The 22,946-nt window shown below is 35.3% G+C and carries 19 protein-coding genes and 1 tRNA gene; 2 read left to right on the top strand and 18 right to left on the bottom strand.

The window, feature by feature from the left end:
• Positions 1–3 precede the first annotated feature (3 nt).
• The gene (locus tag J0M08_09805) at positions 4–726 is read left to right on the top strand and encodes a hypothetical protein (protein ID MBN8703349.1); all 723 of its coding nucleotides are present in this window, start codon (positions 4–6) and stop codon (positions 724–726) included.
• An 11-nt stretch (positions 727–737) separates the two neighbouring features.
• Here the strand turns inward: J0M08_09805 and J0M08_09800 are convergent, their stop codons facing one another.
• The 16 genes from J0M08_09800 to J0M08_09725 form a co-directional block, all read right to left on the bottom strand.
• A complete protein-coding gene (locus J0M08_09800; protein ID MBN8703348.1) occupies positions 738–1,208 on the bottom strand; it encodes a hypothetical protein in 471 nt (156 codons plus the stop codon).
• Positions 1,201–1,977 (bottom strand): hypothetical protein, encoded by a 777-nt coding sequence (locus J0M08_09795; GenBank protein MBN8703347.1) that lies wholly within the window; start codon positions 1,975–1,977, stop codon positions 1,201–1,203. Before J0M08_09795 ends, J0M08_09800 begins: the two co-directional genes overlap by 8 nt.
• Positions 1,978–2,165: 188 nt before the next feature.
• Positions 2,166–2,369, bottom strand: coding sequence for a hypothetical protein (locus J0M08_09790; protein ID MBN8703346.1), 204 nt, complete (start codon positions 2,367–2,369; stop codon positions 2,166–2,168).
• Between the two features lie 30 nt (positions 2,370–2,399).
• Entirely contained in the window at positions 2,400–2,813 is a 414-nt protein-coding gene (locus J0M08_09785) for a GxxExxY protein (GenBank protein MBN8703345.1), read from the bottom strand.
• 22 nt (positions 2,814–2,835) lie between these two features.
• A complete protein-coding gene (locus J0M08_09780; GenBank protein MBN8703344.1) occupies positions 2,836–4,041 on the bottom strand; it encodes a restriction endonuclease subunit S in 1,206 nt (401 codons plus the stop codon).
• Complete coding sequence (locus J0M08_09775) at positions 4,034–5,662, bottom strand: SAM-dependent DNA methyltransferase (GenBank protein ID MBN8703343.1); 1,629 nt, start codon at positions 5,660–5,662, stop codon at positions 4,034–4,036. The genes J0M08_09780 and J0M08_09775 overlap by 8 nt, the downstream gene beginning before the upstream one ends.
• A 603-nt stretch (positions 5,663–6,265) precedes the next feature.
• Complete coding sequence (gene tnpA / locus J0M08_09770; protein MBN8703342.1) at positions 6,266–6,727, bottom strand: IS200/IS605 family transposase; 462 nt, start codon at positions 6,725–6,727, stop codon at positions 6,266–6,268.
• Positions 6,727–7,596 carry a Bro-N domain-containing protein gene (locus tag J0M08_09765; protein MBN8703341.1) on the bottom strand — a complete coding sequence of 290 codons (870 nt, stop codon included), beginning with the start codon at positions 7,594–7,596 and terminating at the stop codon, positions 6,727–6,729. Before J0M08_09765 ends, tnpA begins: the two co-directional genes overlap by 1 nt.
• Positions 7,597–7,606: 10 nt before the next feature.
• Entirely contained in the window at positions 7,607–10,672 is a 3,066-nt protein-coding gene (locus J0M08_09760) for a type I restriction endonuclease subunit R (GenBank protein ID MBN8703340.1), read from the bottom strand.
• Between the two features lie 170 nt (positions 10,673–10,842).
• Positions 10,843–13,086 (bottom strand): RNA-binding transcriptional accessory protein, encoded by a 2,244-nt coding sequence (locus J0M08_09755; protein ID MBN8703339.1) that lies wholly within the window; start codon positions 13,084–13,086, stop codon positions 10,843–10,845.
• 120 nt (positions 13,087–13,206) lie between these two features.
• The gene (locus J0M08_09750; protein MBN8703338.1) at positions 13,207–14,046 is read right to left on the bottom strand and encodes an alpha/beta hydrolase; all 840 of its coding nucleotides are present in this window, start codon (positions 14,044–14,046) and stop codon (positions 13,207–13,209) included.
• A 20-nt stretch (positions 14,047–14,066) separates the two neighbouring features.
• On the bottom strand, positions 14,067–15,017 hold the full coding sequence (locus J0M08_09745) for a phosphatidate cytidylyltransferase (protein ID MBN8703337.1): 951 nt from the start codon (positions 15,015–15,017) through the stop codon (positions 14,067–14,069).
• Between the two features lie 17 nt (positions 15,018–15,034).
• Entirely contained in the window at positions 15,035–15,628 is a 594-nt protein-coding gene (locus tag J0M08_09740) for a CDP-alcohol phosphatidyltransferase family protein (GenBank protein ID MBN8703336.1), read from the bottom strand.
• Between the two features lie 216 nt (positions 15,629–15,844).
• On the bottom strand, positions 15,845–16,687 hold the full coding sequence (locus tag J0M08_09735; protein ID MBN8703335.1) for a hypothetical protein: 843 nt from the start codon (positions 16,685–16,687) through the stop codon (positions 15,845–15,847).
• A 6-nt stretch (positions 16,688–16,693) separates the two neighbouring features.
• On the bottom strand, positions 16,694–18,805 hold the full coding sequence (locus tag J0M08_09730) for a T9SS type A sorting domain-containing protein (GenBank protein MBN8703334.1): 2,112 nt from the start codon (positions 18,803–18,805) through the stop codon (positions 16,694–16,696).
• A gap of 54 nt (positions 18,806–18,859) precedes the next feature.
• Positions 18,860–19,309: a hypothetical protein gene (locus J0M08_09725; GenBank protein ID MBN8703333.1), complete on the bottom strand. Its 450-nt coding sequence runs from the start codon at positions 19,307–19,309 to the stop codon at positions 18,860–18,862.
• Positions 19,310–19,411: 102 nt separating this feature from the next.
• On the opposite strand from J0M08_09725, the gene J0M08_09720 reads away from it, so the two are divergent.
• Complete coding sequence (locus J0M08_09720; GenBank protein MBN8703332.1) at positions 19,412–19,870, top strand: hypothetical protein; 459 nt, start codon at positions 19,412–19,414, stop codon at positions 19,868–19,870.
• Positions 19,871–19,951: 81 nt separating this feature from the next.
• Here J0M08_09720 and J0M08_09715 read toward each other — a convergent pair.
• Together J0M08_09715 and infB are read right to left on the bottom strand one after the other, a co-directional pair.
• Positions 19,952–20,024: transfer RNA gene (locus tag J0M08_09715), tRNA-Gln, on the bottom strand.
• An 89-nt stretch (positions 20,025–20,113) separates the two neighbouring features.
• Positions 20,114–22,876, bottom strand: coding sequence for a translation initiation factor IF-2 (gene infB, locus J0M08_09710; protein MBN8703331.1), 2,763 nt, complete (start codon positions 22,874–22,876; stop codon positions 20,114–20,116).
• Positions 22,877–22,946: the final 70 nt, after the last annotated feature.

Below are 22,946 nucleotides of genomic sequence, written 5' to 3'. Positions count from 1 at the left end.
ATTATGGACGAACTCTTAAAAACAGCTAGCTTAATTAGACATGGAAAAGGGCATAATTTATTAAAACCTTTTTTGAATATTCTATTTGTTTCCGTTATAACGTTTGCCATCATTAAGAAGATATATGTAAATCTACCTATACCTAGTAACTTTCCTATAGAGATGATCATTGATTTTTTCCTGAACGGAAAATTCATAATTCCATTAGGATTTTTTTTTCTTGTTTGGGTGTTAACCTCCGCCCCTTCTCAATTCATATTTCAGTGGTTTAACGATAGAATCGGGGAGAAGCAGCAAAGAAAAATTCTTGACTTCTCTTTTGCTGAGGCATTTACGTTGCTAGGAACAAATAAACAACTCAAAGAAAAATTACCAATTCAAACAAAAAGAAAAAATTGGATATTCGATTTATATGAGAAAGTAAGTAAATCTATTCCTTCAAAAGAGGCAGCAAGAATGCTGAAACAAATCCAGCGAGCAAAATTCTATTATACTACTGATTTTATTTTATTGATTAGATCTATTATAACATCAATTATTGTTTTCAATCAAAGTCTATATTTTAATAACTATGTATTAGCCATTCTAATAATGGCACATGTTATAATGGGATTTCTATTAGTATTTGGCTACCAGTTGGCGGCGGTAACACCGATTATAGTTTCAAAACTAAAAAATGAATACGAAGAATTTAAGCGACAAGAAGAAATTGCCAAGGTAACTTAGAAGTATGCTGGCTAAAACAATTCTCCTCTATATTCTTTTAATGGAATTTCGAAATCAAGTAGTTCTATTTTAATACCTTTTATAGTTTGAATAGGCTGGATTATTTGGTTAAAAGACTTTTTGTCCTTTGTAATATATCCTTGAATTTTCCTATTGAATATTTGAGCAATCAGTTTGCAATCATCTTTAATTACATTACGTTCAATATTGGCAACGTACTCTTTTTTATTAATAAGAATTGAATGAAACTCGCCAGCAGTTTTTCCATCAAAAAAATCAAATGGAATTATTTTTACATACTCAAGTGGTAAATTATTTGCATCATCTTTCACTGAGTATTCCGCAATAACGATACTTGATAAATACATTTCTATTTTTTGTTCTAAAAAATACTTGAAATACTCCTTAGTATTTTGGTGCAAAGCATCATTGCTTTTAAGTAGTCGAATGCAAAATGAAGTATCTAGTAAAATACTATCCATTAGCTCCTCCTCTTATTCCTTGCAACCATAAATCTACATTTGCAATCCCATTCCATGCTACGGATGCTTTTTTTATAATCAAATCCAATTTATTTTCATCATAATTTGGGTTGTATGTAACGTAATCAATAAGCTTTAGGTCAAAAGGCTTCTTGTCTGATAAACTCTGTTTCCCTTTTGCCCTTACTCCATAAATTTTAAATAACCGCTTCTCACCTTCCAAAAGTTGCTGTTCTGTAGCACTAATTACCAACTTTCCATATTCTTTAGTTAAAAGATGAAAGTTGGGATTATTCCCTCCTTCTTCATTAATCTTGCCATACAGTACAAATTCAGTTTCTATGTATGATGCAGCTATTTTAAAAAATTGTGTTTCTTTACTGATTTTTAGAATTGGATTAGCCCCTGAAGAGCTATAAAATGAAATCTCTATGTTTTTTTCGGTTGCTTCTCTCTGAAACTTATCAATAATTTCAGCTCGTTTATTATCTAAAAAATCGATGTTTCCTCTAACGCTTACCTCATTTAACAAACCATTGAATAATAGTACACCTGATATTGGTAAGTAAAATAAATTTCTGGCAGATCCTTCTTCTAGTTTGTAAGAAATGTGGGGGCGTTCTGCTTTTTCAGATCTAGTGGGGTACAAAAAAGTTTCAACATTGTTGATTATTTCTTTTATTTCAGCAATATCAATATCTAAAGGTTTTAGTTGCTTGTTACCAACTAATCCTTCAATCTTAACTTCTATGTAGCCTTGTTCTTCCACATTATAAAAATACGATTAAAAAATTAATTTTTCATCCTCTCTCTAACTTTTCAACCTTCAGCTACCCTAATCCCGAAGGGATTATACATTTATAGATTTACGTTTCATTTCATTAGTGCGACCCCGTTGGGGTCGTATGTTTTTTTATTTTTCATTTATTTATACATATAGGAATCCTTCGGATTCTTTTATCTAGCTTGTCTCTTTCGCTTCTTCAAATTTTCGTTTTTGGGGGTTTCGCTTTTTTTGCTTTTTAATGCTGCCTTTGAATTTTGAAGATTTTTTATAGGGCCAGTCTCCCCTCTAGCATGCATAGTGAAAGGCTTGTACTGCTTAGGTAAATATTCAATTGTTTCTTCTTTGTCAGGTAAATTCTCATCACCTACCTTCACCTGCCCATTCATTAAGTGTCTGAACTATGATTATTTTGATTGTTTTGATTCAGGTGATTTATATTTTTTGTTGGTCAATCTTTTGAAATTTAGGCTTGATTCTCCAAAATTGATAAGCAAACCTATTTCCAAATTGTACGCTTCCAAATAATTAATAGCCTGCGCAAGATGAACATCTTCTAGTTTGGTAATTGCTTTTAACTCCACTGAAATAATTCCTTCTACTAAAAAATCAACCCTCCGAGTGCCTATTTGTTCTTCTCTATAAAAAATTGGCATTTCAAATTCTCTGCTAAATTCAATACCAGCCAAACCCATTTCAATTGCCAGTGCCCTTTGATAAATGACTTCCTGAAAACCATTTCCTAACGTTTTATGAATAGTCATAGCACATCCAATAATTCGGGAAGTCTGTTCAGAATATTTGTATTGCTCATTAATCATACCAATCATTTAATCACAAAAATCAAAGTTCAGACACCTTCACCTGCCCATTCATTAACATTGGCAAAAGCCAATCACGGAGAGATGCAAGTTGTTGGTTTTGTAAAGAATTATTAAGTATAATTTCAACTAAAGGTTTTACTTTTTCAGAAAAGTTTATCAATACTTCTTTAGATGGTTTAACTACAAGTATAGAAGAAAAATCACCTTTGTTCATATTGGCAAACGTGTTACCTGTTTTAGCCCTTGCGTACTTAAAATAGTCAGTGAGATAGAAATATAAATAATATTGATTTTCGAATTTTTCGCAAATGATAGAATTTAATTGTTGATTTGTTTGTGAATCCTTAGTTGCAAAGCCAACTAACCCGGGCGTAGCAATACATGTAACGCAAATAGATCCTTTAGGTATAAATTTATTTTTTTGTGTATTAGCTCCTTCTTCTGTTAGTTTAATTTCTGTATCAACTATGTGCATATTCCCTCTAACATCGCCTATGCAAATAAATGGAATATCTCCATTAAAATAACTTTGATTTTCTGTTGAAGGCGTTTTACCTGTTATGATGTTGTTTTCTACATCCTCTAACTTTCTCACCTCCCACCCCTCCGGAATCTCCCTCCTTAATTCCTCACTCCAAACCATTTTACCCCCACTTGTTTTGTAGGGTTTACCTTTTGCATTCGGCTTGCCCTGAGCGAAGTCGAAGGGAAAATCAAACTGCACAAACCAATAATCATAAAGTGTTTTTGCCATTGCTTCTAACTCGGCATTGATGCGGTTGTTGAGTTCGATTTTGGAATCTAAGCAGGAAAGTACCGAGGTTGTCTTTTCTTGAATTTTAGGATCTAAATACGCATTTACTTTAAGTGGATGCAAATGATTCCTATTCATTGTTGGGACACCTGATCCGCTTTTAAATTCGTTTAATCTTAAAGTTTTTATTAAGTAGTAAATATACTTTGGGAAATTACCTTTAAAATCTTTTATAAAAAGTGCAGTGTTGTGAGGAAAGTAATCAACTTTAATATAATGTGGTAGGCCAACAGTTCCACTTCGACCTATTGTAATGCCTGGCGCTTTCACTTTTGCTTCATTATGATATCCTAAAATACCATTCGAAGATATTACAGGAACATTCCCCTCTTTAAATTCAGATTTAGGTAAATCATACCCCCGCTGAAATTCAATTAAATCACCTAAAGTAGTTTGTGAAATCTTACTCATACTTCAATCCCTCCAATTGTTTCTGAATATCTTTTTCCAATTTCTTTGATTCGCTGAAAAGGTTATCCAAATTGGTTTTATAGCTTTCCATCTTCTTTGCAAATTCTTTTGGAGTAATATCTGTGTATTCAATTTTCACATCAAAATATTGCCCTGCGCTAAAGCTGTAATTCTTTTCTTTTATTTGGTCATAAGAAACAACTACCGTAAAATCCTCAACAACTTTGTGCTTATTAAAGGTGTTAATGATCTTTTGTTCTTCATCGGCAGAGAGTAATGTCTTTTGATTTTTACCTTCTTTAACCGTAGTTCCTAATTTAGAGGCATCCATCAATACGATGTCGCCCTTTTTATTGGCAGTATCAATAAACAAAATGCTAACGTTAGTGCCTGTGGTTGCAAAAATATTGCTAGGCATACTTATAACACCACGCAGCATTTTAGCATCCACCATTTTTTCACGTATAGTTTTTTCAATTCCGCTTTGTGCGGTAATAAATCCGGTTGGTACAACAACGGCTGCTCTTCCTTTTGCAGAAAGCGAGTGCATGATGTGCTGTATGAACATGGGGTAAATAGCCATGCCTTCGGGTTTTGTTTTTGGTACATTGGGCGCACCTGCAAAAAAGCGTTCGTGGTTTTCTTTGCTTTTTAAATCTTCCACATAATCACTAAAATCAAGCTTAAACGGAGGGTTAGAAACAATGAAATCAAATTTCTTTAAGGTCTTTTTATCCTTCTCTTTGTGGTAGGGGTCTAACAAGGTGTTTCCCTTTACAATGTTAGGTATAGAGTGTACCAAATTGTTTAATATCAAATTCAACCGCAACAGGTTTGATGACTTTTGAGAAATATCCTGCGAGTAAATGGTACACTTATCCTCGCCAATGGCATGAGCCAAATTCATTAACAATGTGCCTGAACCTGCCGAAGGATCGTAACAGGTTACATCTTTAACTTTTTCAGTAACTAAGCACGATGCCATAATTTTAGCTACGGCATGAGGTGTAAAATATTCTGCGTACTTGCCACCACTATTGGTATTGTAATCTTTAATGAGGTATTCAAAAATAGTAGCGAAGAAATCAAACTTCTCGGTAAAAATATGTTCAAAGCTAAAGTTCACCAGTTTGTTAACGATTGCCTTACAAAATTCATCCCGCTTATCCGTTACATATTTGCTGATGTTTTCAAACAACATTATTTTTTCGCCACCATCGGTAAGTACAGAAAAAATATCGTTGTTCTCCTTTGCGATAGCCAATAGTGTGTTATCAAACAATTCGGAAAATTTATCGCTGTTTTGTTTATCGTAAAGTGTAGCGATGAAATGTTCTGGTCTTAATCGTGCAGTATTTTCATTCAACTGCATCAGCAGCATTTCGTAATCATTCTTTTTAAATTTCTTTAATTCACTCTCCCAACTCTCCGCTTTGGCAAGCTTTGGTTCCAACTGCTTTATTTCATAGGCAAATTTGTCGTTCAAAAATTTATACAAAAAAACCTGCGTAATAATTTTAAACTCATTGCCATCATTGCCTAAACCGTAATTAGCGCAAACGCTCTTTAGGTCGTCAATAAGGGTTTTTGTTTTTCTTTCAAATTCTAATGTCTTGCTCATACTCTTATTTTTTGATCCTGAAGGGATTGCATATTTATAAATTGTCTGTTTGTAAGTTGTTCGACCCCGCAGGGGTCGTATCACTTGTTTGTTTCTATTTGTTATACATATTCAAACCCTTCGGGTTTGCTCCTGCATTTCTATTTCCTATCTCTCTTTCCATATTTTTGATCCCGAAGGGATCTCATATTTGTAAATTTTTCGTTTGTAAGGTGTTCGACCCCGCAGGGGTCGTATCATTTGTTTGTTTCTGTTTGTTATACATATCCAAACCCTACGGGTTTGCTCTTGCATTTCTATTTCCCGCCCCTCTTCCCAAATTTTTTATCCTGAAGGGATCGCATATTTGTAAATTTTTCGTTTGTAAGGTGTTCGACCCCGCAGGGGTCGTATCATTTGTTTGTTTCTGTTTGTTATACATATTCAAACCCTACGGGTTTGCTCTTGCATTTCTATTTCCTGCCCCTCTTCACAAATTTTTGATTCCAAAGGAATCGCATATGTATAAATTGTCTATTTGTAAGTTGTTCGACCCCTTCGGGGTCGTATCATTTGTTTTATTGTGTTTATTAGAAATATATGAACCCTTCCGGTTCAAGTCCATTATTCTATCCATTCAAACAAATATTCATCTTTAAAATCTATTTTATATTTTTCTAAAAACTCAACGTACTCCTCTCTAAATGTTTTTTTTCTGTGATGCTCTTTCTGATTGCTAATATATGCTATTACATTGTCTAACGCAGAATGGCTGTACGAAAATGCCCCAAAACCTTCTTGCCATTGAAAATTAAACTTTGTGAATTTCTTACTCTTGATGAATTCGTTAGAGGACTTTTTTATTTCCCTCACCAAATCCGATAGGGAACAGCTTGGTTTCATACCAATTAATATATGAATATGATCTGGCATTCCGTTTATAGCTATTAACTTTTGCCCTTTATTGGTAATAATGCCTGTAATATATTTGTGTAATTCCGTTTCCCAACTCGGTAAAATCAGACTATCCCTACCTTTAACTGCAAAGATTACTTGAATATATATTTGCGAAAAAGTATTTGACATTATTTCTTTTTTTTCGATGGTAATTTTTTAATGTCTTTTACATTCGACAAATTTTTTTCCAATAGATTTTTAGCGTTTAAAGCCGTTACAACCTTTTTACCGGTTTTGGATTCTAATTCTTTTAAAGCCACCTTAGCTACATTCCCTCCATGTTGGGCCACTTTTTTGCTGGCTTCAAAAGAAGCGGGCTTGGTAGCTTCAGATATATCTTTAGTGGAAGCTTCTGCAAGCATACTCAAAATTAATTCGGTATTAGTCATATTATCCCTCAGGTTCTCTTTTTTCAACCCTTTAAGTATTTTATATTCTTTGGTAGTTTTATCGCTCCACGCTTTGGTGATAATGTCGGTAAGTGTAGCAAACTGAACACCATCTTTTAAACCGCGTTTTTTCCATTCATCGGTAAGTTCCTTCCGAATTTCAATACTTTTAAGTCGTTGATTTATCCATTTTTCCGAATAACCCAATTTTAGGTATTGCTCTAAGGCTCTGTCAATACTCAACTCCGGGTCTTGCATTTCATCCAAACGTTCGGCAGCTACTTGTGCTAACCACAGTTTAAATGGTTCTGCTTTAGGAGATGGAATAGTCTGTATAACCCGAAACAATTGTTCGGTGTCGGCCACATCGGTTGTGTATTTTTTGCCGTCAGACGCCTCCATTTTCAGTTGTCCGATTTTTTCGGACAACTCACTTCCTTCTTTTTTAAGCTTAGATTTTAAGTCACTCCAATATTTTCTGGGGCGGTCAGTGCCAGTAAGTACTTCAATTACATCTACAATAGATAAATACCATTTTTCATTTTCTTCGTCCCAAATGGTTCGTACTTGTTTTTGTTCAAATAATTTAATTTCACTTTTCTTACTCATACACTATTTTTTAAGATGCACGTCCGTAATACTCGTTCATGTACTCTTTTACAATTAATAGGTTAATTCGTTGTGATGATTCAGGATTAAGAGGTAACTGGTGCTTTTTCATCAGTTGGTCAATCACTATCCTTGCCATCATTTTTTCAATGTAGCTATCGTTTTCAAGCATATGCGAATTTTGCAAAATCTGTGTATCCACTTCTTTCTTTAAACTTTGCAGAGCCTCAAACAATTTGCTTTCGCTATCCGTTAGTGGGTCTTTCTCCATTAGGCGTTTGTGCAAACGGGCATACTTGGAATCATTATCGTATTTCGCTTTCAGTAATTGATTTTTACGTTCCAGTTCTTTGGCTTCGTTATAAATCTTTTCCAAATCCTGAATATTCTGTTCCATTTCCTCCTTTGTAACCTCGCTTAAATTCTTTTTCTTAAAGAGGCGTTCCAGTTCTTCTCTTAATGAAATAAACACCGGATCGTGTTGGTCGAAATTACCACCCAACATTTCACGGGTACGTTGTAAAATGTTTTTGAGTTGGTCAGCCAAAATCATTTCTTCCTCCTTAATTTTGGTAAAAGCGAAGATCACATCCTCTAATGCTACATTTAACAGATTGCTTGTATCAACATTTTTTTCTAATGCTTCACGAGTATTGATTAATGCTAACCTATCGTTTGCTGCTCTGGATAGTAGTGTAAGTTTATGAAAATCTAATTTTTCTAATAACTCATAATTACCTGATAAGCGAATGAGGTTGTATAATTCCTTAGCGGTGTTAAGGGCTTTAGCCAGTTGAAGCATGGTAGAGCGGTCGTTTATTTCAGAAATTTGTTGTGAGAACACTTCTGCATTTACAGTATCGTACTGAAATAAAACCTCTTTTATATGCTGAATATCCTTTTCAATTTCTTCTTTTGATTTGAATAAATTGGAGTAATGTTCCATTTCATCACCCAACTCATTTTGCAGTTCGTTAAAATAATCTCGGTTGGTTTTATCAAACTCACGCTGTATGTCTGCAAAATCAACAACATAACCATACTTAAAATCTTTATAGGTACGATTAACACGTGTAAGCGTTTGCAAAAGATTGTGTGCCTTAATAACACGGCTCAAATACAATTTCTTTAAACGAGGCGCATCAAAGCCAGTAAGCAGCATATTATACACGAACAGCAAATCAATTTTACCGTCTTTAAATTCTTCAATTAATACTTCACGTTCCGATTTTGTTCCGGCATCGTGCAAAATAAGAGCCGAAGAAGTTACCTTACTTTCTTCTTTTTGTTTTTGGTTGTATGAAACAGCAGGCTCGGCAGCCATTCTGTATTCAGATTCTTTGATAGAATATTTGTGTTCAAATATTTCTTTCATTTGTTCCGCCTGCTCCGATGAATCACAAACAACCATACCACCAATAGTATTGTCGTTGCTTGCAATACGTGCCTTTTCAAAATCTTGTACAATGTAATCCAGCATTGGCTCTACAAACTTGGGATGGGAGTAAACCAACTTTCTGTCGGAATCGCCTTTTAAAATTTCAATGTCTTTTAGGGCTTCTTTTAATTTTAAGTGGTAACTGGTTTCAATTTCTTCACGTATCAAGCGTAACGTATAACCATCAGCAATGGAAGAATTGTAATAGTATTTGTGAATGTAACCTCCGAACAAAGATTTAGAATTATAATCATCACCCAATAATGGCGTTCCTGTTAATCCTATTTTGATTGCGTTAGGATCGGATTCGTTCAGGTTGGCCAAGAAACTTCCTTTCGGATTATAGCTTCGGTGAACTTCATCTAAGAAATAAACGCGCTGAATGTTTAATTGATAATCCTTACTGCGTAAAACATCCGGATCATCTTTAAATTTTTGAATGTTTACAACAGTAATTTCCAATTTGCCGGAATTGTTGTGTATGGCACTTGTGGACTTAATATCCTTTGCAAATTCTTCTCGTGAATTTACATTGTGTACCACAAGTCCACGACTTTTAAATTCTCGTCCGGCTTGTATTAGTAAATCTAAACGGTCAACAATAAAATAAAATTTCGGAACAATATTTTTTGCACGGAAGTAATGCGTTAAATATTTTACGTTATAAAATGTGAGTGCAGTTTTTCCACTTCCTTGTGTGTGCCAAATGATACCCTTTTTAACGCCTTCGTTCAATTTCTTCTCAATAGCTTTTGTTGCGAAGTATTGTGGATAGCGCATGATGTGTTTTTGTAAACTGGCGTTTTCCTTTACATAGGTAATAGAATATTGCAGAAAAAATGATAATCGTTCAGGCCGAAAGAGCGAAGTACAAATCTTATTAGTAGGAGAATCGGGGTTTTTGTTTGTAATAAATTCTGGAGCATTTTTAATACCCACTAAATTGTTGTCCTTTAAGATGAATGTTTCCAAATCATCAGGAACATCAGCTAATAATTCTTGTAAATCAAACTTGTCTTCTTCTCTAAAATAATTGAATACAGGCTTAGAGTATGATGTTGTAGCGTAGAATGCACCTTGCAATGGAACAATATCGCCAACAGCATAGTTCATGTTATTTGAAAATACCATTAACTGCGTAGCGTTAATAAACTTACGTAGCTTTTTATTTTCAAAGCGCTTAAATGTGCGTTTGTATTCAGCCTGTATGCCTTCGAGGTTATTCGGTTTTTTAACTTCTATAAAAACCAACGGCATTCCGTTAATCAACAATGTAATATCAGGTCGAAATTCTTCCTCACCATTTACGCATGGTAATTCAGTAACAACGTGCAGGGAATTGTTTTTGAAATTATCAAAGTCAATTAGTTTATAACCGGACGGAGAAGTAATTAATTCATAAAATGCTTTCCCTAAATCCTCATAATCCAACACCAAATTGATGTTATCTAATATGCCTTTTACATCGCCATCAGTTATTTCAGGATTTAATCTTTTAATATTTGATTTGAATATATCGGTAAAAATATTGGTGTTCTTATCCCAATTAGTCCTTGATAAAGGCAAGTAAGTGTAGCCCAATCTGCATAAATGCAAAATGGTAGGAAGTTTAACTCGTGAGTTTTCGTTGAATTGCATGGGTTTACTGGTAATGAATTACGTTTTCAAAAAAATCCGGCAAAAAACAGTATAAAAATACTTGAAACAGCCAACTACACTTAGAATTAATTCTACTGCGAATCTAAGTAACTTTATTCTCTAACTCAATTTATAACATTGCACTATACAAAACAACTAACAATCTATAACTATTTCCCAAACTTCTGCTTCAATGCCGCCAATGCGGAATTAAAATCATTTGGATCGTACACGGGCTCTTGCTTCTTATTTACATTCTTTTTTGAAGTTGGATTTCCTTCTCCTTTCATTGAAAGCGCAATACGTTTACGTTGCACATCACACTCGGTAACATGCACCCATACTTTTTGTCCTACCTTAACAACTGTGTTAGGGTCTGTAACAAACGTATCGCTCAATTGAGAAACATGTACCAGACCATCTTGATGTACACCAATATCTACAAAAGCGCCAAAGTTAGTTACGTTGGTAACAATACCCGGAAGGCGCATTCCTTCTCTCAAATCAGATATTTTATGCACACTATCATCAAAGCTAAATACTTCAAAAGATTTACGTGGATCTCTACCGGGCTTCTCCAGCTCATTCATAATATCTTGCAATGTTGGTAATCCAATTTTTTCGGTCACATAAGAAGATAAATTAATTTTTTTTCGCAACTCCTTATTAGTAATTAAATCATCGATGGTACAATTCAAATCCTTGGCCATTTTTTCTACGATAGGATAACTCTCCGGATGCACAGCGCTTTTATCCAACGGATGCGTTCCATCAAGTATTCTCAAAAATCCAGAACATTGCTCAAATATTTTCTCTCCCATCCTATCTACTTTCAACAAATCTTTTCGCGATTTAAATGATCCGTTTTTATTTCTGTACTCTACAATGTTTTTGGCTAGCGTACTATTAACTCCGGAAACGTAAGACAGAAGCTGCTTTGAGGCCGTATTTAATTCAACACCTACTCCATTCACACAACTTATCACCACATCATCTAACTTTCGTTTCAACGCCATTTGATCTACATCGTGCTGGTACTGCCCTACGCCAATAGATTTAGGATCTAACTTAACTAGCTCTGCCAACGGATCAGCCAACCTACGCCCAATAGAAACGGCACCTCTTACTGTTAAATCGTAATCGGGAAATTCTTCTCTCGCTACTTCTGATGCAGAGTAAATAGAAGCTCCCGACTCACTTACCATAATCACAGGTATTGACTTTGGCAATACATCTATATTTCTTATAAACTGTTCTGTTTCGCGCGATGCCGTTCCATTGCCAATAGCAATGGCTTCTATATTGTGTTTTGCACAAAACGCAAGAATAACATGCTCCGACTCTGTAACCATACGTTGTGGCTCATGAGGATAAATTACAGTTTCTTCAAGTAATTTACCTTGTGGATTTAATGCTACTACCTTGCAACCTGTTCTAAATCCAGGATCTACACCCAGTATCGCTTTTTGTCCAAGAGGCGAAGCCAACAACAATTCTCTTAAATTTTCTGCAAAAACCTCAATTGCTTTCTCATCTGCCTTGTCTTTTGTAATAGCTCGCATCTCGCTTTCCATGCTAGGTTGAAGCAATCGGTCGTAGCCATCTTCAATAGCGGTAATAATATGCTGAGCACACTCTCCTTTCGACTTAACAAATTGTGTTTTTATTAAATCCAATGCAGTATCTGTATCTACTAAAATATCCAACCCCAATATACATTCGTTTTGTCCTCTGCGCATAGCAAGCATTCTGTGGCTTGGACATTCCGCCAAAGGCTCTTGCCAATCGAAATAATCTTTAAATTTTTCTCCCTCTTCCTCTTTGCCATATATAACCTGACTTTTAATAACACCGGATTTCATATACAGTTTTCGCATACCTTCTCTCACCTTGGCATCTTCACTTATTATTTCAGCAATAATATCGCGTGCTCCTGCCAACGCAGCATCTACCGAATCAACCTCCTTCTCAGCATCTAAATACTTTGTAGCTTCTGCTTCTAAAGAGATATCCGATTGTTCTAAAATAAATAAAGCCAATGGCTCCAAACCTTTCTCTCTTGCGATGGTTGCTTTTGTTCTTCGTTTTGGCTTGAATGGCAAATACAAATCTTCTAATGTTGCCATTGTCTCTGCCTCTAGAACAGCGTTCTTTATGAATTCCGTCAATCTTCCTTGACTTTCAATAGAAGCCAACACGGCCTCCTTGCGTTTTTCCAACTCACGCACTCTCTCAATTTCATTTTTTATTGCAAGCACCTGCACTTCATCTAAGCTACCGGTAACTTCTTTTCTATATCTTGAAATGAAAGGCACGGTGCCCCCTTCGTCCAACAATTCAACCGTTGCACTTACTTGCTTCGCACTTATGGAAAGTGTTTTTGCTATTTTTAAACAAATTGCTATATCATCCATTACATTAATTTTATGGTAACAAATATAAAATTAATACCCTCTAAAAGCCTTATTTGAAGCCTGTTTATGTTAAAAAGTAATTAACAATGCAGATGCCATTTATTGAAAACTTTTTATGGGCTATTCTAGCGATTTCACAAATTTTTCTACTTCATACGCAAATAATTCCGGGTACTCTATCATTGGTGCGTGACCACACTTAGGAAGTACAACCAATTTACTGTTTGGAATACGTGCATTAAATTTTTGTGCCGTATCCAAAGGGGTAATTGTGTCATTCTCGCCCCAAATAAGCAAAACAGGGCATTTAATTTGAGGTAACAGTTTTGATAAATTATCTTTCTTCGCACTTTTTGCATACCGAATTAAATTAATAAAACTATGTCTGTTAGAAACAATAGACTCAACATGCTGTATGTCTTCTTCTTTCAAGTGCTTCTCTTCATACACTACCTCGCGCATCAAATCATATATCTGTTGTCTAGTAGGCCTTAGCGATAATTCGCCAACACCTTTCTCGTACAAACCGGAAGTACCTGTTAATATTAATGCTTTTACCTTACTTGGATTAGACAAATACATTCGTAATGCAATATGTCCACCTAAAGAATTACCACAAATAATTGATTTTTGATAATGATGTTGCTCTACGAATTTGTGCGCATAATTAGATAGTGAATGTATCGATTTGTCTTCTCCAAAACCATTAGCAATAGGTAAATTGAGCGAATATGTGCACGACCATTTTTTTAGTTGATTGGTAACATTATCCCAATTCGCAGCATTGCCAATAAGTCCGTGCAACATAAGCATCTCCGGCCCAATGCTACCAGCCTGTTTAAAATCGAAAGGTATAGAAGTTTGTTTTTTTGAAAACCAATCTATTGCATTGGTTCTAATTAATTGACCTGCTTCAACAAGGCCTAAAAGAGTTCTGTTTAATACAATGTTTGTGCTCATGATGTTTAAGTTTTACGTAATTAATATTTTAAAAAATAAAGTATGTGAAAAAAGATTGGAGCGGTAAGCGCTAGAGAATCAATTCTATCTAAGATTCCTCCATGACCGGGAATAACGCTTCCCATATCTTTAACACCAATATCCCTCTTAATGGCAGATACCATAATATCTCCGGCAAATCCCACACATGCAACTACAAAGCTTACTACAATTGACTCTACTCCATTTAGTGGTGTTAAGAATCGCAGAAAATATCCAACAACGGTAGTTGTTATTACGCCTCCAATTAAACCTTCCCAAGTTTTGTTGGGACTTACTAAAGGAATTACTTTGCGTTTACCTAAAAATTTACCCCAAGTAAATTGAAACACATCATTCATTTCGGTTATAAATACAACAAATAATAAAAGTCCTCTCCCTCCAGGCTTAAAGCCTTGTAGTTCCGAAAGAGATAACAAATAAGCTAAATGACTTATTCCATACACGCAAAGCATCAATTGCATTGGAATTACAGCCATTGAAATTGAGATGTGTTTGATAACGCCTTTTTTAACAATTAAAAATGTTAGAAAAAATGTCATGAATACAGGAATGAAAATTAAAAATGCTTCGTACCATCCCATGTATGCAAAAAAATACTGAACCGGGATGGCTGCATATCCCCAGCTAATTATATTCTTGTCGCAAACCCTTGTAGTTCGGCTTATAGAGGTTAACTCTTTAAAAGCAAAAATGGATAGGAATGTGAATGCAATGAAGGACACAATTGTATTTACGAGTGTAGCCGTTATAAATATACCAGCCATAATCCACCACGACCGAGTGCGTGCTTTTAATTCTTTTAAATTGGCTTCAGGCTTTATTTTACCCCAGATAAAAAACAATACTGTTGCAAATACAAGTATTCCGAGTATCACAGCTATTACTAAGCTTAACTCTTTGTTTTGTTCTATTTTTTCAATGCTTAACATGGTACTTTAATTTTAATTTATTTAGTTGTTTTGATTAGTCTTTTAATTGTACTTACTACTGCCAATAAAGAAGCAAACAGTAAAACTGTTGTTGTATATGCTATTGCTTGCGGATAGAAATAACAAATCAAGCAGAACAATCCTATAACAAAAGCTCTGTCGCTTTTTCCCATTGGACCAGTATATGATCTAACTCCATAAACAACCTTTGCTAGTATTCCGGCAAACTCATTTATAATGGCAATCGCCACAAATACAAATACCGGCAAAGGATTACCCGCGGAGAGCTTTACTAAAGGGATGTACAATAGTGCGTCTGACACAACATCGCCCAGTTCATTTAATATTTCTCCTTTTAAGGATTGTTGATTGTATGTTTTTGCCATCATGCCATCAAGTGCGTTCAAAGCCATTCTTAATAATAGAGCAATTGGGACAAGCAAAAACATATAGCCTTGAGGATGAAACCAAAAAGCAACTCCGGTAATACCAGACAAAACAATTGCACTAATTGTAATTTGATTGGCTGTTACATCCAACTTGTTTAACGTTTTAAGTATTGGCAACAGCACCATTTGAAACTTAGCTTTCATGTTATAAACAGAGATCATAATTTTATTTTTTTTCAAATTTAGATCTCAATGGAGGGAAAGTGTAACGGACTTTGATGACGGAAAACGAGCTCTTATGCGATTAGCAATAAAAAAAAGTCAATTTGGCTTATACGAACACGATTTGTGGCAAAAATTGCAACAGGCAATTTGCAATTAGTAAATAGTGCAACTTATATTATAAAAAGTTGCGATAATCCGTAAACAAAATCTATGTTATTTATACGGAAGAAAATAGTCCCAATTATATGGAATCCTCTGAACATCAGAAGAATACGAACCATTCTTAATAAACTGAAATAGTTGATCTCCAATTACATCCAATTTAAAATACATTTCATCGTGGTTCAATCGAATATACATGTAATCGGAATAAGGCTGCTTAAAACTTGATACATCCCAATTCAATTCGCCTAGCGACATAGTCGTTCTCTTGTGTTTCCGAATAAGGTCTGTGGCTTTACTCTCCACCAAAATTCCAATCTTGGCTTTAGAATTTTGCAAGGGAGGGTATGGTGTATTACGAAAATTCCACATTATTTTTCCACCAACAATTCTTGCCAAAAAAGGTGAATCGTGAGTCAATACATAAGGAGCTCTTTCTTGCAAAGGACTTCTATCGTATTGTATAGTTTCAATATTGGATTGAGGTGTTTGATTTAAATACGTATTTAACACCCAAGAACCAACAATATAACTAAATACATGTACCTTCTTATACTGAGCTAAGTTGTTTTCTTTATAATAAGAGTCTAGTCTTTTAACGCATGCCGATATTGATTTTCTTTTGATATATTTTGGAATATGTACATCGTAACCTTTATTAGAAAAATAGGCTAGTTGTTTTTTATTACCATGAACAATAGAGCCAAATCCAGGAAGTATAAGAATAGCCTCCCTTTCAGACAAGGGCACAGAAGCATTTGAAATGTAGCGGTATGATTTTTTTTGAAAACAAGAGGTTAAAACAAAAGTGTATGCAAACAAAATAAAAAAAGAGCGTATCCTATTTCTACTATTCAGATTATATCTTTTTATATCGAGTAAATATTTTCTCATTCAATCTTATTTAATTCCAACAACCAATGGCCTTGCAATACTCTGTTTACCATCCACCACTTTAAGAAAATAAACTCCGGAAGAAACTGTGTTTAAGTCGAAAGAAAATACATGAGCACCAATTGAAAAGAATTGCTTTTCTCTTTCAAAAATTATTCTACCTGAAACATCGACAACAGAAAAAGACAACTCTTTGGGCTCAATCAAATCAAATGAAACAGAAACATTATCCTCTGAGGGATTGGGAAATAGTTTAATATCAGTAATTACCTCCTGTAAATTCTGAACTCCCGTGGAATTGCCAATACTAATGTCATCTAAATAAAAATTATTTCCCCCTTTGGAACTAAATACAAATTTAATTCTAAATGTAGAAGTGTAATAAGCCAATGGAATTGTAATATTGGCTTGCATCCACTGGCTTGAATTTGTAGGCATAAAACTACCCGACTGAATAGGAGCTGTTTCAAGTGCTGCTCCTACCAAACTTAGTCGCTGAATCCAACCGGCACAATTATTCCCAATATAAACCTGCAACTGATCCTTATTGGAAGTATCCTTCCTTGCAAAAGCATATTTAAAATTAAAACTCAAGGAGCTTGCCCCGGAAAGATTTATTATTCTACTATACAGCTCATCTCTAGTTTCCATAGGATTATTCGCATTGGAGAGCATAACAGAAACAGAACCACTATAAGAAGCAGTATTGGTGATTTGCCAAGCATTAACAGTATCCATGCTATTTGCAAACCATTGGGGCCCATATAGCGAATTAACCGTTTCAAAACTTTCTGAAAACGGATACGATACAGATGTGGTAGGTAACACAGAAACACAATTCAATTTAGTAACTATTGCAGAATCAGTTGTGGTATATACTTTAAGTGATACCGAATACACACCAGCGTTAGTATAGGTAATAACAGGTGATGCTGCGGTTGAGGAAGAAGGAGCACCTCCGGGAAAAGACCAAATCATACTTACAATACTGTCATGATACGAAGTATTCGTAAACGTAACTTGATTGAGGCTATTAGCGCACACCACATTCTTACTGCCAGTAAAATCTGCTTTACACAATACATTTGACGGGTTTGAAACACCTGTTGCAATTAAGTTTGCGGGTTGCCACAAATTATTTCTACTAGCCATAGTATCATTCAAACACGCATGCATTCTAGCTTTCTGACCATACGTAAACATTTTATTGCAATACGAATAATCCATTACATTCTGAACCATATCAACGGTATTGCCACAAGAGCTTCCGTTTAAATTACATGTTACCCAGCCAATGGTTGGTGGTGTATCGGCAACTAAATCATCAATGCTGCAACTTTTATTCAGGTCGGCACACGGCAAATAATAAAAACCGGGTACATTATTACCGCCCCAAATATGATGCAAATTAAGATAGTGCCCACATTCATGCGCAAGCACTACAGATGAAGTTGGATTTGATGTTCCAATACTACCAACATAATTGTGAGACATTACAATACCATCCCAAGCTGGTATAGTATCAGCATCGGCAGGCCAAACAGCGTGCCCTGCAAGACCTGCTGCGTTTTGCACCACATAAATATTCAAATACTTCTCAGGAGGCCAATGAATTAATGACTTTACAGAATGGTCGCCAATAGCGGTAAGTGAAGAAGCTATTCTATTGATTCCACTTGTACAGTTGCCATTGGGGTCCAGAGTAGCCAAACGAAATTCAATTTCACAATCGGCATGCAGCGGCTTAAAAGCTGCAACAATCGTGGATGTATCAGCAGATTGTTTTCTAAATCGTTTATTTAAAACAGATATCGCATCTTTAATTTGCGCATCCGAAATATTTTCTGCACCGTAATTGTGTATAACATGAAACACAACAGGAATAATATATGTAGAAGATGTAAGTTGCTTCTTGTAAAACTGATCAACGTATTGTTTTGTATGTTCTTCTAATTGCAAATCGCGCTTTGCAACTGCTTTGGCAATAGTAGGATTCTTTTTAAGTGTGCTTATACGCATTTCATCTGCACCGCAGTGTAATAAGTCTTGCGCACATATCGTATTTGCAAATAATACAAAAAATACAAGAAAACATATTTTTTTTGAAAGTGTATACATACACGCAAAGATAGACAATGATTGATAAATTGCAGCAAAGCTTTTGCTTAATAGCTATCCTATTGCTAGTACAACATATTTCTTTCCATTAAAAGAAATTTCATCCATTACCTTTTTGTCCAAAAACAGCATTCCCAAAGGAGAATCGGGCGAGATAAAAAAGTACGGTTGCTCTTTATAAGTCACAACTCCCATACTTATAGAAATAAAAAAAATGCCATTGGTTGTGGTAACTAGCGAGCCTGCAATTATTCTATCAGAAATATTATCTATTTGTATTTTCGCAAGTTGCGCTTCTAGCCTTTTTGCTTCTTGCAACTGCTTACTATTTTTTTCTATTTCTAGTTGTGCCATCGCACGCCCTGTTTCGTGCTTATCTCCTGCGCTACTTTTATTTTCTTCGTTAGCCGATGTTTGCACCGATTCTATTTCTTTAGTTATACGAACTATACGTTCCTGAACATAGCTTAAACAAATAGAATACAGAGATTCCTTTAATGTCATTAATGAAATTAGTTAGGCAGTAAATATAATGAGAACAGATTTGAAAATTTGGCGAGTACAAAAATAAATTGCTACTTTTCACTACGACTAAAAACAAGACACGTGTTTCTACTAAAAGAGTTAACCGCCCTAGAAAAAAATATTATAAACTACAGCATAACAAATCGCACCATATCTAAAACAGGTGTAGATTGGCATATAGACCATTGCTTAAAAGTAATCAATGGCATTTATTATCGATTAGAGAAGTCGAATCCTGCGGAATACAAATGGAAGTTTAACCTAAACAGGTATATTGTATTTATAATTAATCGAATCCCCAGAGGAAAAGGAAAGGCTCCAAAATCAGTAGTTGCAGAGGGAATAATTACAATAGAAGAATTAGAAAAACAATTGAACGTGGCAAAAGAAAAATTAAAAACCATTGACACTCTTCCAGCAAAAAGTAATTTTATACATCCCTACTTCGGGCAACTCAATTTGCCCATGACCAAATGGTTTTTAAAGATACACACGCAACATCATTTAAAAATTATTGAGGATATAATTCAAAAAAAATAAATCACTCCAATAGACAAATACTATTCACAAATCCACTAAAAACACAAAGCCCTCTAAAACTATATTTAGAGGGCTTTGTTGTTGTCCGATCAGGTTTCGAACCTGAACTCTTCTGAACCAAAATCAGACGTGTTGCCAGTTACACCATCGGACAGTTTTACTAATGAAGAACGCAAAAATAATAATTAATTAAGTAATGCGCAAAATTTGTTTTTCTCTTTTCTAAACCTATGATTCTAGCTCTTACAATTTAGGTTTTACTTCCACTTGGTCGTATCCTTCAATAATATCACCCACTTTTACATCATCAAATTTATCAATATTCAATCCGCACTCAAAGCCTGCTACCACATCCTTTACATCGTCTTTAAATCGTTTCAACGAGCCTAAAGAACCGGAATGCAATACAATACCATCACGTATCACACGCACCTTAGTGTTTCGAGTAACTTTACCATCCAACACCATACAACCTGCAATAGTTCCCACTTTGGTAATATTAAACACCTCGCGAACTTCTATATTACAAACAATTTTTTCTTCAAACTCTGGCGCCAACATTCCTTCCATAGCATCCTTAATTTGATTGATAGCATCGTAAATGATAGAATACAAGCGTATATCAATTTGTTCTGCCTCGGCTAACTTACGAGCACTTGAAGAAGGACGAACCTGGAATCCAATAATAATTGCATTTGATGCTGATGCCAACAACACATCCGATTCGGATATTTGTCCCACCGATTTATGAATTACATTTATTTGAATTTTTGGTGTAGATAATTTCAATAACGATCCAGAAAGAGCCTCTACAGAGCCATCCACGTCACCTTTTACGATTACGTTTAACTCTTTGAAGTCTCCAATTGCCAATCGTCTTCCAATCTCATCAAGTGTAATATGTTTTTGTGTTTTGATACCTTGCTCACGCATCAACTGCAAACGTTTATTAGCAATATCGCGTGCTTCGCGTTCATCCGACATCACGTTAAAATTATCTCCTGCTTGCGGTGCACCACTCAACCCAAGTATCAATACCGGTGTTGCAGGCCCGGCTTCTTTAATTGCCTGCTGACGCTCGTTATACATAGCTTTTACTCTACCGGAATGTGGACCTGCTAAAACGACATCCCCAATGCGTAATGTTCCGTTTTGAACCAAAATAGTGGATACATATCCACGACCTTTATCCAAAGATGATTCTATTACGGTACCCGATGCATTTCTATTTGGATTTGCTTTTAAATCCAACATTTCGGCTTCTAATAACACTTTATCCAATAATGCCTCAATATTTAAGCCTTTTTTAGCTGATATTTCCTGGCACTGGTATTTCCCGCCCCAATCTTCTACCAAGATATTCATGATAGATAATGCTTCTTTTATTTTTTCAGGATTTGCTCCAGGTTTATCAATTTTATTAATGGCAAACACCATCGGAACACCAGCTGCTTGCGCATGGTTGATAGCCTCTTTTGTTTGTGGCATCACACTGTCATCGGCAGCTACTACAATAATAGCCACATCGGTAACTTTAGCACCACGTGCACGCATAGCGGTAAACGCCTCGTGACCAGGAGTATCTAAAAATGTGATTTTTCTTCCATCTTCTAATTGCACGCTGTATGCACCAATGTGCTGAGTAATTCCCCCTGCCTCTCCTGCTATCACATTCGCCTTACGAACAAAATCCAGCAACGATGTTTTACCGTGATCTACGTGCCCCATTACGGTTACGATTGGTGAACGTGGCATTAAATCTTCCGGCTTATCGGCTTCAATCGCAATGGACTCTTGGGCTTCAACAGTTACAAATTCTACTTTGTAGCCAAACTCTTCAGCCAACATAGATATTGTTTCTGCATCTAAACGCTGATTAATAGAGATAAACAACCCAATACTCATACAGGTTTTAATAATTTCATTTACCTGTATATTCATCATAGTAGCTAACTGACTTGCAGAAATAAATTCGGCTACTTGTAATGTTTTCTTATCAACTTCTTGCTGTGCGGCTTCTTGTTGTAATTTTTCTTTTATCTCCTCACGCTTCTCTTTACGATACTTTGCAGCCTTTGATTTTCCAGACCCACTTAGTCTTGCAAGTGTTTCCTTAATTTGTTGCTGTATTTGATCTTCAGTTGGAGCAACCCTTTCCTCTCTCGGTTTTCCGGCAAATTTATTTTTATTATCAAACCTTGGTGTAAATGGCTTTCCGCCACCGCCACCTTGAGTAGGCTGAAAACCTTGACCTCCACCTTCTTTTTGAATTCTTCTTCTTTTTTTCTTCTTATCTAAATCAATCCCATCTGCAGACGAAGAGGCAACAGGTTTCTTTTTATCTTCTTTTTCTTTTACAACTGGTAAAACAATTTTCCCCACAATAGTTGGACCTCCAAGTTTGGTAAACTTGGTTTCCATAAAATCCTCTTTCTTTTCTTCTTTTACCGGTGGCGGAGGAACAACCTCAACTTCTTTTTTCTCTTCAACAACCGGAGGTACTTCTTTAACAATATCTACGGGTTTTTCAACAATTTCTTCCTCTTTTGCCTTCTCTTTAGATTTTGTTGTTTTTGTGGTTTTTGCTTTTGTAGTTTTCGCTTTCGGAGCCTCTAAATCAATTTTAGAGATCACTTTAACCTTTATCTCTTTTTCTGGTTTTGCTCGTACAACCTCTTCAGCAGGCGCAACACTATTTGCATCTTTTATCAAAATGTCTTCTTTCTCTTCTTCTACTTTCGCAGGCTTCTTAACCTCAGTGTTTTCAAGAACTACGGCCTCTTTTTTTGTTTTAGAAGAAATTCCAACAAGCTTCGACTCTTCTTTTACAGATTTTTCAGCTTGAAATTCTCTTGCTAACTGAAGATATTGCTCTTCGTTTACTTTTGAATTACGATTAATGTCGGTATGGCCATTCTTATTTAAAAAATCAATAATATGATCCACGCCAACACCCATTTCTGATGCTACTTTTACAATGCGTTTTGTACTTGCTGTTTCTGACATGCTTATTTTTTATGTAATCTCTTTTGCTACTAATTGGCTTTACTTATTTATTTTCTATACAAAATAAACT

It is taken from the genome of Bacteroidota bacterium, from assembly GCA_017303975.1.
Classification (GTDB): Bacteria; Bacteroidota; Bacteroidia; order JAFLBG01; family JAFLBG01; genus JAFLBG01.
Note: the sequence above shows the minus strand (reverse complement) of the source record. Positions and strands in the feature narration are given on the sequence as shown.

Excerpts from the sequence above, each read along its gene's own strand:
- J0M08_09725 (MBN8703333.1), bottom strand. The coding sequence starts at position 19,309 with ATGACATTAAAGGAATCTCTGTATTCTATTTGTTTAAGCTATGTTCAG.
- J0M08_09775 (MBN8703343.1), bottom strand. The coding sequence starts at position 5,662 with ATGAGCAAGACATTAGAATTTGAAAGAAAAACAAAAACCCTTATTGAC.
- J0M08_09780 (MBN8703344.1), bottom strand. The coding sequence starts at position 4,041 with ATGAGTAAGATTTCACAAACTACTTTAGGTGATTTAATTGAATTTCAG.
- infB (MBN8703331.1), bottom strand. The coding sequence starts at position 22,876 with ATGTCAGAAACAGCAAGTACAAAACGCATTGTAAAAGTAGCATCAGAA.
- J0M08_09785 (MBN8703345.1), bottom strand. The coding sequence starts at position 2,813 with ATGATTAATGAGCAATACAAATATTCTGAACAGACTTCCCGAATTATT.
- J0M08_09740 (MBN8703336.1), bottom strand. The coding sequence starts at position 15,628 with ATGATCTCTGTTTATAACATGAAAGCTAAGTTTCAAATGGTGCTGTTG.
- J0M08_09730 (MBN8703334.1), bottom strand. The coding sequence starts at position 18,805 with ATGTATACACTTTCAAAAAAAATATGTTTTCTTGTATTTTTTGTATTA.
- J0M08_09735 (MBN8703335.1), bottom strand. The coding sequence starts at position 16,687 with ATGAGAAAATATTTACTCGATATAAAAAGATATAATCTGAATAGTAGA.
- J0M08_09805 (MBN8703349.1), top strand. The coding sequence starts at position 4 with ATGGACGAACTCTTAAAAACAGCTAGCTTAATTAGACATGGAAAAGGG.
- tnpA (MBN8703342.1), bottom strand. The coding sequence starts at position 6,727 with ATGTCAAATACTTTTTCGCAAATATATATTCAAGTAATCTTTGCAGTT.
- J0M08_09755 (MBN8703339.1), bottom strand. The coding sequence starts at position 13,086 with ATGGATGATATAGCAATTTGTTTAAAAATAGCAAAAACACTTTCCATA.
- J0M08_09760 (MBN8703340.1), bottom strand. The coding sequence starts at position 10,672 with ATGCAATTCAACGAAAACTCACGAGTTAAACTTCCTACCATTTTGCAT.
- J0M08_09750 (MBN8703338.1), bottom strand. The coding sequence starts at position 14,046 with ATGAGCACAAACATTGTATTAAACAGAACTCTTTTAGGCCTTGTTGAA.
- J0M08_09745 (MBN8703337.1), bottom strand. The coding sequence starts at position 15,017 with ATGTTAAGCATTGAAAAAATAGAACAAAACAAAGAGTTAAGCTTAGTA.
- J0M08_09765 (MBN8703341.1), bottom strand. The coding sequence starts at position 7,596 with ATGAGTAAGAAAAGTGAAATTAAATTATTTGAACAAAAACAAGTACGA.
- J0M08_09800 (MBN8703348.1), bottom strand. The coding sequence starts at position 1,208 with ATGGATAGTATTTTACTAGATACTTCATTTTGCATTCGACTACTTAAA.